Below are 9,942 nucleotides of genomic sequence, written 5' to 3'. Positions count from 1 at the left end.
CCCCGCTGACCCGGCGGCTTGTAATCCGTTGTTCCGTGTCAGTGGAGGCGCATTATAGGGAGTTATTTCAGGCTGACAAGGGGAAATTTAAAATAATCTTCCGAGTGCGTATTTTTTATTCTTTACGTTTATTTTAACGACGTTTTGTTGGTTAATTGGGCTATTTCCCGCGCGAATCTCGCAACCTGTTCCCAATCGGTATACACCACTTCTTTATTCGTATCCGTTTCACCGCCTGACATCTTCATTATCAGTTGGATCATAACGCGGTCATACCAGCGATAGCGGGGATACAGCAAAGCACCCGCAATGACTGCACTGTGATCTGGTCGCCACGGAGAACTCATCAGGAACTTACGCGCATAGCTGTTGGTTTGCGGCGTACGTTTCTCCGGTTTACGGGCAACGAGGTTTACGGAGTAGAACGCACTCGGCATCGAATTCAGCCGTGTGGCATGCTTTTTCACAAACTCCTGAAAAGCAGCATGGTAATGACCATAGCGAATCGAAGCGCCAATCACCACGCTGTCATAATTTTGCCAGTCCGGCTCCGCGGTACGATGCAAATTAACAACATCTGCCCAAACGCCCAGCTCTTTGAGTTCAGAAGCCAGATATTCAGCGATTTCACGCGTTTGTCCGTCCCGGGAAGAAAAAAGAATCAGTGTTTTCACGTGTTACTCCATTATTCACGCCAGAAGGTAGGGGTAAAGAGCACCAGCAGAGTAAAGACCTCCAGACGACCAAACAGCATATTGGCAATCAGGATCCACTTCGCCACAGGGTTCATACTGGCAAAGTTGTCGGCAACAACCCCCAGTCCAGGCCCCAGGTTATTCAACGTTGCCACAACAGAGGCAAACGCGGAGAAGTCATCAACGCCGGTCGCAATAATCGCCAGCATACTGATAATAAAGACCAACGCATAGGCAGAGAAGAATCCCCATACGGCTTCAAGAATTCGCTCCGGCAACGCACGGTTACCCAGTTTGATACTGTAAACCGCATTCGGATGAACCAGTCGTTTCAATTCGCGGTTGCCTTGCTTAAACAGCAGCAGGATACGAATCACCTTCAAGCCCCCCCCCGTCGACCCGGCACAGCCGCCGATAAAAGCAGAACACAGCAACAGCACCGGCAGGAACAGCGGCCAGCGGGCAATACTGTCCGTGGTAAATCCGGCAGTCGTCGCCATCGATACCACCTGGAAAAAGGCCTGGTTAATCGTCGTGAGCGCCGAGCCATAGGTATTGTGTATCCACAGCACCAACGTACAGACAGCCACCAGCGTCAACTGCACGCCGATGAACATGCGGAATTCCGGATCGCGCCAGTAAACCTTCAGACTACGCCCGCTTAATAAAGAGAAGTGCAGACCGTAGTTACAACCGGAGATCAGCAAGAAGATAGCAATAATCGTATTAATCGTGGGACTGTCGAAATACCCCACGCTGGCATCGTGTGTGGAAAAACCACCGATGGCAATCGTGGCAAAACTGTGCCCAATGGCGTCAAACGCGGGCATCCCGGCAAACCATAGCGCCAGCGCGCACGCCACCGTCAGTAATACATAGATAAGCCACAGCGTTTTCGCCGTTTCGGCAATACGCGGGCGCATCTTATTATCTTTCAGCGGCCCCGGCATTTCTGCCCGATAAAGCTGCATCCCACCCACGCCAAGAATAGGCAGGATAGCCACCGCCAGCACGATGATCCCCATCCCGCCGAACCATTGCAGCATCTGGCGATAAAAGAGAATCGCGTGTGGCAATGAATCCAGCCCCACCAACGTCGTTGCACCGGTGGTGGTCAATCCGGAAAAGGATTCAAAAAAAGCGTCGGTTATCGTCAGGTTTGGGCTTTCCGCAAAGATGAACGGTAGCGCACCCACGCTGCCCAGAACGGTCCAGAACAAAACGACAATCAGAAATCCTTCGCGCGATTTCAGCTCGCCCTTCTCTTTACGGTTTGGCCACCACAGCATGGAGCCGATCGCCAAAGCAACGAAGAAAGTTTGGGTGAATGCACGCCCTGCCCCGTCACGGTAGATGAGCGCTACCAGTCCAGGGATAATCATTGTCCCCGAGAATAAGATGACCAGTAGTCCAACGATTCGGGTGATGGCGCGAAAATGCATCTCTGCCGCTTCCTTAGTTCTTTAAAATGAGGTGGGGATTATTCTTCAATCGCTAACAATTGCAATGAACCACGACTAAAATCCGCCAGTTTTGCCGAAAACTCATCCACTTTGGCAAAAGGAAGCGCCACCCTGAGTCGAACAAAAGCCTGGTAATCACTGGCAACGACTTTACCGTCAAACTGCCCCAGCAAAGCTTCAATGCCTGCCAGTTGACCGTACTCACACTGCAAAGTATATTCGGTTAATGGCGTCTTGCGCTGTGTCGTTAACTGGCGCAACGCCTGATTCACACCGCCGCCGTAGGCTTTTACCAATCCTCCAGTACCGAGAAGGATACCGCCGTAGTAGCGCACGACTACAGCGGTAATCTCACCGACACCGCTCCCCATCAGCTGTGCGAGCATCGGTTTACCTGCCGTACCCGCCGGTTCGCCATCGTCTGAAAATCCTAGCTGCTGCGAGTCATTGGGCGCACCCGCCACCCACGCCACGCAATGGTGGCGGGCGTCCGGGTGTTCCGCTTTGACTGACTCAACAAACGCTTTTGCCGCTTCTACGCCGTCCGTATGGGCGAGCAGCGTAATGAAGCGGCTTTTTTTGATCTCTTCGACGACGCTAACCGGCCCCGCAGGGATTAACCAACTGTCCATTACGCCAGTTTCAAATCCCGAGTCATGTTTTCGATATTGTTTTCGTGGACCACCACGTTGTCTTCAATACGAATACCGCCGAACGGTTTCAGGGCTTCAATTTTCTGCCAGTTGAAGTGTTTGCTGAACTGCCCTTCACGCCACGGCGCCAGCAGAGATTCAATGAAGTAAATGCCCGGTTCGATGGTCAGAACCATGCCCGGTTGCAATACGCGGGTGCAACGCAGGTAAGGATACTTCGACGGCGCGGCCAGATGGGTACCACTGTCATCCTGCATAAAGCCAGCGACATCATGTACCTGCAGGCCCAACTGGTGACCAATGCCGTGTGGCATAAACGGCCCAGTAAGATCGTTTTCTACCATCGCCTCTTCACTCATATCGGTGATGATTTGATGCTTACGCAGCAGCTTCGCGATGCGCTGATGGAACTGAATGTGGTAATCCACGTAGCTGGCACCTGCTTTCATGGTGGCAATCAGCGCCAGCTCTTCGTCGTTAACGTCTTTCACCAGATGCGCATAGTCGTTGTCGTTTTTCGCCGACCAGGTACGCGTCAGGTCTGCCGCATAGCCGTTGTATTCTGCGCCAGCGTCGAGCAGGAAGCTGCGGATTTCAGACGGCGCCTGATGATCCAGCTTGGTGTAATGAAGAACCGAAGCATGCTCGTTAAGCGCCACGATGTTGCTGTATGGCACGTCGGTGTCGCGGTGACCGGTGGCAGTCAGGTAAGCGAGGTTGATATCAAACTCGCTCATTCCGGAACGGAACGCTTCTTCTGCTGCACGGTGTCCATTTACTGCCATTTTCTGCGCTTCGCGCATACAGGCCAGTTCGTAGTCCGTTTTATAGGCACGGTAATAATGCAGGTAGTCGATCACCCCTTTCGGGTTGATGTTGCTGGCCGCGATGTCCAGTTGCAGGGCACGTTCCGGAACCGGGCCAATGTAACCGATATTGCCGCGAGCAGCAGGCAGTTGGCTACCGATACCATCCGCTTTCGGCAGCGCGATGATCTCGATTTCTTCCGTCCAGAAAGAGGTAGGCAGCGGCTCAACGTTGTGCCAGTAATCGACCGGCAGGTAGAACCACAGTTTCGGCTTGTTTACGCCATCCACCAGCAACCAGCAGTTAGGAACCTGCGTGACAGGCACCCAGGCTTTGAATTGCGGATTGACCTTAAACGGATACGGATGATCGTCGAGAAAGACGTTAACAAGTTCGCCTGAGTGAATAAGTAACGCATCCAGCTTGAAGCGCTCCAGCGCGTCGCGCGTCCGTTCTTGTAAGGTAACGATATGATTTTTATAGAGTGCGGCCAGTGATTCCATTTTCTACCCTTCTGTTTTTTTGACCTCAAGTCTCCGCATCTTAGCACATCGCTTTGTGAGTGCGTGATTTCTGCCGAGCGTGATCGAATCGTCATTTCTTTAATCATTCATTTGCATTTTATTAACATAAAACACACACTTCGATTCATCTGGTATGACCAGATCACCTTGCGGATTCAGGAGACTGACATGCTTTACAAAGGCGACACCCTGTACCTCGACTGGCTGGAAGATGGCATCGCCGAACTGGTGTTCGATGCCCCTGGTTCGGTCAATAAACTCGACACGGCCACCGTTGCCAGCCTGGGCCATGCGCTTGATGTGCTGGAAAAACAACCGAATTTAAAAGGGCTGCTGCTGCGCTCTAACAAAGCAGCCTTTATTGTTGGTGCCGATATCACCGAATTCCTTTCACTGTTCCTCGTGCCTGAAGAGCAACTGAGCCAGTGGCTGCATTTTGCCAACAGCGTCTTTAACCGCCTCGAAGATCTACCTGTTCCGACCCTCTCAGCGGTAAATGGCTATGCGTTGGGCGGTGGCTGCGAGTGTGTCCTGGCAACCGATTATCGTCTGGCAACGCCGGACCTGCGCATTGGTCTGCCGGAAACCAAGCTGGGCATTATGCCGGGCTTTGGCGGCTCTGTGCGTATGCCACGTATGCTGGGTGCGGACAGCGCGCTGGAAATTATTGCGGCAGGTAAAGACGTTGGTGCTGAGCAGGCGCTAAAAATCGGTCTGGTCGATGGCGTAGTGAAGCAAGACAAACTGCTTGATGGCGCGATCGCGGTATTACGTCAGGCGATTAACGGCGACCTCGACTGGAAAGCCAAACGTCAGCCTAAGCTGGAGCCGTTGAAACTCAGCAAAATTGAAGCGGCTATGAGCTTTACCATCGCCAAAGGCATGGTGGCGCAGACGGCAGGTAAGCATTATCCCGCACCGATTACCGCGGTAAAAACCATTGAAGCAGCGGCTCGTTTTGGCCGTGAAGAAGCGCTGAATCTGGAAAATAAAAGCTTTGTGCCACTGGCGCACACCAGTGAAGCTCGCGCGCTGGTTGGGATCTTCCTTAACGATCAGTTCGTGAAAGCCAAAGCCAAAAAGCTCACCAAAAATATTGAAGCACCAAAGCAAGCGGCAGTGCTGGGTGCAGGCATTATGGGCGGCGGCATCGCTTACCAGTCAGCCTGGAAAGGCGTGCCGGTTGTCATGAAAGATATCAACGACAAATCATTAACGCTGGGCATGACCGAAGCGGCCAAACTGCTGAACAAACAGCTTGAGCGCGGCAAAATTGACGGTCTGAAAATGGCGGGCGTGATTTCCACTATTCATCCAACCCTCGACTATAGCGGTTTTGAGCGTGTGGACGTGGTGGTTGAAGCGGTCGTGGAAAACCCGAAAGTGAAAAAAGCGGTACTGGCGGAAACCGAAGATCAGGTACGCCCGGACACCGTACTGGCGTCGAATACCTCGACCATCCCAATCAACGAGCTGGCCAGCGCGCTCAAGCGCCCGGAAAACTTCTGTGGGATGCACTTCTTTAACCCAGTACACCGCATGCCACTGGTTGAGATCATTCGCGGCGAGAAAAGCTCGGATGAAACCATCGCCAAAGTTGTCGCATGGGCAAGCCAGATGGGCAAAACGCCAATTGTGGTCAACGACTGCCCCGGTTTCTTCGTGAACCGCGTGCTGTTCCCGTATTTTGCCGGTTTCAGCCAGCTGCTGCGCGATGGGGCGGATTTCCGCAAAGTCGATAAAGTCATGGAAAAACAGTTTGGCTGGCCGATGGGCCCGGCTTATCTGCTGGACGTGGTGGGAATTGATACCGCACATCACGCGCAGGCAGTGATGTCCGCAGGCTTCCCTCAGCGTATGCAGAAAGATTATCGCGACGCGATAGACGCCCTGTTTGATGCTAACCGTTTCGGACAGAAAAACGGTCTTGGATTCTGGCGTTATAAAGAAGACAACAAGGGCAAGCCGAAAAAAGAAGAGGATGCCACCGTTGATGATCTGCTGGCAGAAGTCAGCCAGCCGAAACGCGAATTCAGTGATGAAGAGATTATCGCTCGCATGATGATCCCAATGGTCAACGAAGTGGTACGGTGCCTGGAAGAAGGCATTATCGCCAGCCCGGCAGAAGCCGATATGGCGCTGGTGTATGGCCTGGGCTTCCCTCCGTTCCACGGCGGCGCGTTCCGCTGGCTGGATACGCTCGGCAGCGCAAAGTATCTCGATATGGCCCAGCAGTATCAGCACCTCGGAGCGCTGTATGAAGTTCCTGCTGGTCTGCATGATAAGGCGCGCCATAACGAACCGTATTATCCCCAGGTTGAGCCTGCCCGCCCGGTTGGCAGCCTGAAAACGGCTTAAGGAGTCACAATGGAACAGGTTGTAATTGTTGATGCGATCCGTACCCCGATGGGCCGTTCAAAAGGGGGGGCGTTTCGTAACGTGCGGGCAGAAGATCTCTCCGCACACTTAATGCGTAGCCTGCTGGCGCGTAATCCGGCACTGGATCCAACCGCGCTGGATGACATTTACTGGGGCTGTGTGCAGCAAACGCTGGAGCAGGGTTTCAACATCGCCCGTAACGCCGCGCTGCTGGCGGAAATTCCGCACTCCGTTCCGGCGGTCACCGTGAACCGCCTGTGCGGTTCATCAATGCAGGCGCTGCACGACGCGGCACGTATGATCATGACCGGCGATGCTCAGGCGTGCCTGATTGGTGGCGTGGAGCATATGGGCCATGTACCAATGAGCCACGGCGTTGATTTCCATCCGGGCATGAGCCGCAACGTAGCAAAAGCGGCGGGGATGATGGGTCTGACCGCAGAAATGCTCTCCCGCATGCACGGCATCAGCCGTGAAATGCAGGATGCTTTCGCCGCACGTTCACATGCTCGCGCCTGGGCTGCAACACAGTCTGGCGCATTTAAAAACGAAATCATCCCGACCGGCGGTCATGATGCCGACGGCGTGCTGAAGCAGTTTAACTACGATGAGGTTATCCGCCCGGAGACAACCGTTGAAGCGCTCTCCACCCTGCGCCCAGCGTTCGATCCGGTTAGTGGAACGGTCACTGCCGGTACCTCCTCCGCGCTCTCCGACGGCGCAGCGGCGATGCTGGTCATGAGTGAAAGTCGCGCCCGTGAACTGGGTCTGACGCCGCGTGCCCGTATTCGTTCGATGGCGGTAGTCGGCTGCGACCCTTCCATCATGGGTTACGGTCCGGTTCCGGCCTCAAAGCTGGCGCTGAAAAAAGCGGGACTCTCCACCAGCGACATCGGCTTGTTTGAAATGAACGAAGCCTTTGCCGCTCAGATCCTGCCGTGCATTAAAGATCTGGGACTGATGGAGCAGATAGACGAGAAGATCAACCTCAACGGCGGCGCGATCGCTCTGGGCCACCCACTGGGATGCTCCGGGGCGCGTATCAGCACCACCCTGCTCAACCTGATGGAACGTAAAGACGTGCAGTTTGGTCTGGCGACGATGTGTATCGGGTTAGGTCAGGGCATCGCGACGGTATTTGAGCGAGTTTAATCAAAGATAAATTCCCCTAAATAATTCGCGCTGCATCGCGGCGGCAACTGAGCGAATCCCCGGGAGCATAGATAACTATGTGACCGGGGTGAGCAAAGGCAGCCAACAAAGAGGCAGTGTGAATTATGACGGGGAAAGGTTTAGTTGCCGTTCTTCCCGCCTGTCAGGGGCGGGTTTTTTATTTCCCTGAACTACCACGCACCACTAACTGCACCGGCAACAGCAGATTCTCTTCCTGATTTTCTTCCAGCAATAAACGCAGCGCTTCACGCCCCAATTGTTGTTTATCAACCGCAATGGTGGTGAGTGGTGGATGTGACCAGGCCGCAGCATCAATATCATCAAACCCCACCAACGCAAGATCTTCCGGGATACGTATACCCTGCTGCGCACACACCCGTTGAACAACCAGCGCTGCCGCGTCGTTATAGGCAAAAATAGCGTCGGGCGGCTCTGGCAGGCTGAGCAATTCATTAATCGCCTCCACCAAAGATTGCTCGGTATCCAGCAGTGGCGGCGCAATGGCTTCATACTCTGGCGGCATCAGCAAACGGGCTTCATACAATGCCTGACGGTAGCCCTTCTCGCGCTGACGGATGCTGTAGTGCGCAAGTGAACTGGCAAGAAAAGCGATACGGCTGCGCCCTTGCGCAATCAGATGTTGCGTGGCCAGATAACCGCCCTGGGTATTGTCCGGGTTCACGCAAGGCAGGCCCGGCGCCCAGAGATCCACCAGCACCAACGGCAGTTTCATCTGTTGCAGCAAGCCAAGTAATTCAGGCTCAAAAAATCCCGCGCAGATCAGCGCATCAGGCTGGTGCAACATCACCTGCTCACTCACTGCATCGCCTGGACCAATGGAGAGAAAGCTCAGCGCAATACCATGGTCACGACAGTTATCTTCTATCCCCAGCAGCAGTTGAGAATAAAACGGCAATGCCCGGCTGATATTGTGCTGGCGGTGCAGCAAAAACAGGACGCGTTTGATCTTGTCTGCACGCAGGCGAGAAAAATCATAACCCTGCTGCTGCGCCACAGAAATAATGCGCAGCCGGGTATCTTCACGTAGCCCTGGCTGCCCTTTCAAGGCGCGGGAAACCGCGCCAACCGAGACACCACAAGCTTCGGCAATGTCCCTGATACGTACAGGTTTCGTCATGTCACTCTCATTGATTTACGCTGGCCTTTTGCGCCCCCAGCCAGGCCGCGCCGCGTACGCCGCTGCTGTCACCGTGTCGGGCCTGAACGATCGGCGTACGGCACTGTTTACCAAATACGTACTGCGCCACTCGCGCCTGCAAGCCTGAGTACAGTAAAGTGATATTGGATACCCCACCGCCCAGCACGATAACATCGGGATCGAGCGTATTCACCACCCCCGCCAACGCGCGCGCCAGTTGATCGCAATAGCGTTCCCATAACAAACAGGCATCTGCATCACCCGATTCTACCCGCTGCATAATATGTGGCACATCTGCATGTTGTGCGGTGTGACTCATATACTGACGCTCCAGGCCGCTGCCGGAAATAAAGCTCTCAATACAGTTCACCTGTCCGCAATAGCATGTCACTTCAGCCCCATCCCGAGATTCGTGGTAGCGCGGCAATGCATTATGTCCCCACTCTCCTGCACAGGCGTTAGGCCCAGAGATCAAACGGTTATCGATGCATAGTCCACCGCCGCAACCGGTACCGAGGATCACGCCAAATACCACGCTATGCCCGTGTCCGCTACCGTCCATCGCTTCCGACAGGGTAAAGCAGTTGGCATCATTAGTAACAGGCACGGGTATTCCTAACGCTCGCTCAAGGTCTTGAGCAAAAGCCTGCTGATTCAACACCAGGATGTTCGAATTCTTAATCAAACCTTCGCTATCCACCGCGCCAGGCACTCCAACACCAACCGATAAAGACTGATTAACGGCCAGTCTGGCCTTAGAAATCATCTCCGTCACGGCCTGGAAAAAATCACCGTAACTCTGCTTTGGTGTCGCACATCGCTCGCGGTAAACAATTTCACCCGCGTTATCAATCACCACCGCTTCAATTTTAGTCCCGCCGATATCCAGTCCGAGCCTCATGGTTTTCCCTCGTTGATGTCCAGCAATGTGATGCGATACAGCTTGCCCATTTTGTTTACTAAACAAAATGAGACCCGTCACAAAAAATCAGTTTTATGGTTAATAGACAGGAAAAACATGTTTACTAAAAATGTGCTGAAAAGAGGAGCAGTGAGACCGGGCTTGCACCCTGTTAGAAGAAGTAAGGT

Annotated in this window: 8 protein-coding genes; 2 read left to right on the top strand and 6 right to left on the bottom strand. The window is 53.7% G+C overall.

Annotation, left to right across the window (positions count from 1 at the left end):
* Positions 1-128: 128 nt before the first annotated feature.
* The 4 genes from hemG to pepQ are packed head-to-tail and all read right to left on the bottom strand — an operon-like array spanning position 129 to position 4,121.
* A complete protein-coding gene (hemG, locus tag OGV57_RS01300; protein WP_003017846.1) occupies positions 129-674 on the bottom strand; it encodes a menaquinone-dependent protoporphyrinogen IX dehydrogenase in 546 nt (181 codons plus the stop codon).
* Positions 675-685: 11 nt separating this feature from the next.
* Positions 686-2,137, bottom strand: a complete 1,452-nt coding sequence (gene trkH, locus OGV57_RS01295) for a Trk system potassium transporter TrkH (RefSeq protein WP_003017848.1) — start codon at positions 2,135-2,137, stop codon at positions 686-688.
* A 38-nt stretch (positions 2,138-2,175) separates the two neighbouring features.
* A complete protein-coding gene (locus OGV57_RS01290) occupies positions 2,176-2,790 on the bottom strand; it encodes an IMPACT family protein (protein WP_003841252.1) in 615 nt (204 codons plus the stop codon).
* The gene (gene pepQ, locus OGV57_RS01285) at positions 2,790-4,121 is read right to left on the bottom strand and encodes a Xaa-Pro dipeptidase (RefSeq protein ID WP_003841250.1); all 1,332 of its coding nucleotides are present in this window, start codon (positions 4,119-4,121) and stop codon (positions 2,790-2,792) included. The genes OGV57_RS01290 and pepQ overlap by 1 nt, the downstream gene beginning before the upstream one ends.
* Before the next feature lie 189 nt (positions 4,122-4,310).
* Here pepQ and fadB point away from each other — a divergent pair, with 189 nt between their 5' ends.
* Positions 4,311-6,500 carry a fatty acid oxidation complex subunit alpha FadB gene (gene fadB / locus OGV57_RS01280; RefSeq protein ID WP_054528921.1) on the top strand — a complete coding sequence of 730 codons (2,190 nt, stop codon included), beginning with the start codon at positions 4,311-4,313 and terminating at the stop codon, positions 6,498-6,500.
* Positions 6,501-6,509: 9 nt separating this feature from the next.
* Positions 6,510-7,673, top strand: a complete 1,164-nt coding sequence (gene fadA, locus OGV57_RS01275; protein WP_003017858.1) for an acetyl-CoA C-acyltransferase FadA — start codon at positions 6,510-6,512, stop codon at positions 7,671-7,673.
* Between the two features lie 178 nt (positions 7,674-7,851).
* Here fadA and OGV57_RS01270 read toward each other — a convergent pair whose 3' ends face one another.
* Both OGV57_RS01270 and OGV57_RS01265 read right to left on the bottom strand, forming a co-directional pair.
* A complete protein-coding gene (locus tag OGV57_RS01270) occupies positions 7,852-8,832 on the bottom strand; it encodes a LacI family DNA-binding transcriptional regulator (RefSeq protein ID WP_003017867.1) in 981 nt (326 codons plus the stop codon).
* A gap of 7 nt (positions 8,833-8,839) precedes the next feature.
* A complete protein-coding gene (locus OGV57_RS01265; protein ID WP_003844652.1) occupies positions 8,840-9,754 on the bottom strand; it encodes an ROK family protein in 915 nt (304 codons plus the stop codon).
* Positions 9,755-9,942: the final 188 nt, after the last annotated feature.

It is taken from the genome of Citrobacter sp. Cf087, from assembly GCF_030334285.1.
Lineage (GTDB): Bacteria > Pseudomonadota > Gammaproteobacteria > Enterobacterales > Enterobacteriaceae > Citrobacter > Citrobacter freundii.
This window is presented reverse-complemented; position numbering and strand designations above follow the sequence as displayed.

What these genes read in the sequence shown, in the direction of transcription:
- trkH (WP_003017848.1), bottom strand. Translation starts at nt 2,137, where the DNA reads ATGCATTTTCGCGCCATCACCCGAATCGTTGGACTACTGGTCATCTTA.
- OGV57_RS01290 (WP_003841252.1), bottom strand. Translation starts at nt 2,790, where the DNA reads ATGGACAGTTGGTTAATCCCTGCGGGGCCGGTTAGCGTCGTCGAAGAG.
- pepQ (WP_003841250.1), bottom strand. Translation starts at nt 4,121, where the DNA reads ATGGAATCACTGGCCGCACTCTATAAAAATCATATCGTTACCTTACAA.
- fadB (WP_054528921.1), top strand. Translation starts at nt 4,311, where the DNA reads ATGCTTTACAAAGGCGACACCCTGTACCTCGACTGGCTGGAAGATGGC.
- fadA (WP_003017858.1), top strand. Translation starts at nt 6,510, where the DNA reads ATGGAACAGGTTGTAATTGTTGATGCGATCCGTACCCCGATGGGCCGT.
- OGV57_RS01270 (WP_003017867.1), bottom strand. Translation starts at nt 8,832, where the DNA reads ATGACGAAACCTGTACGTATCAGGGACATTGCCGAAGCTTGTGGTGTC.
- OGV57_RS01265 (WP_003844652.1), bottom strand. Translation starts at nt 9,754, where the DNA reads ATGAGGCTCGGACTGGATATCGGCGGGACTAAAATTGAAGCGGTGGTG.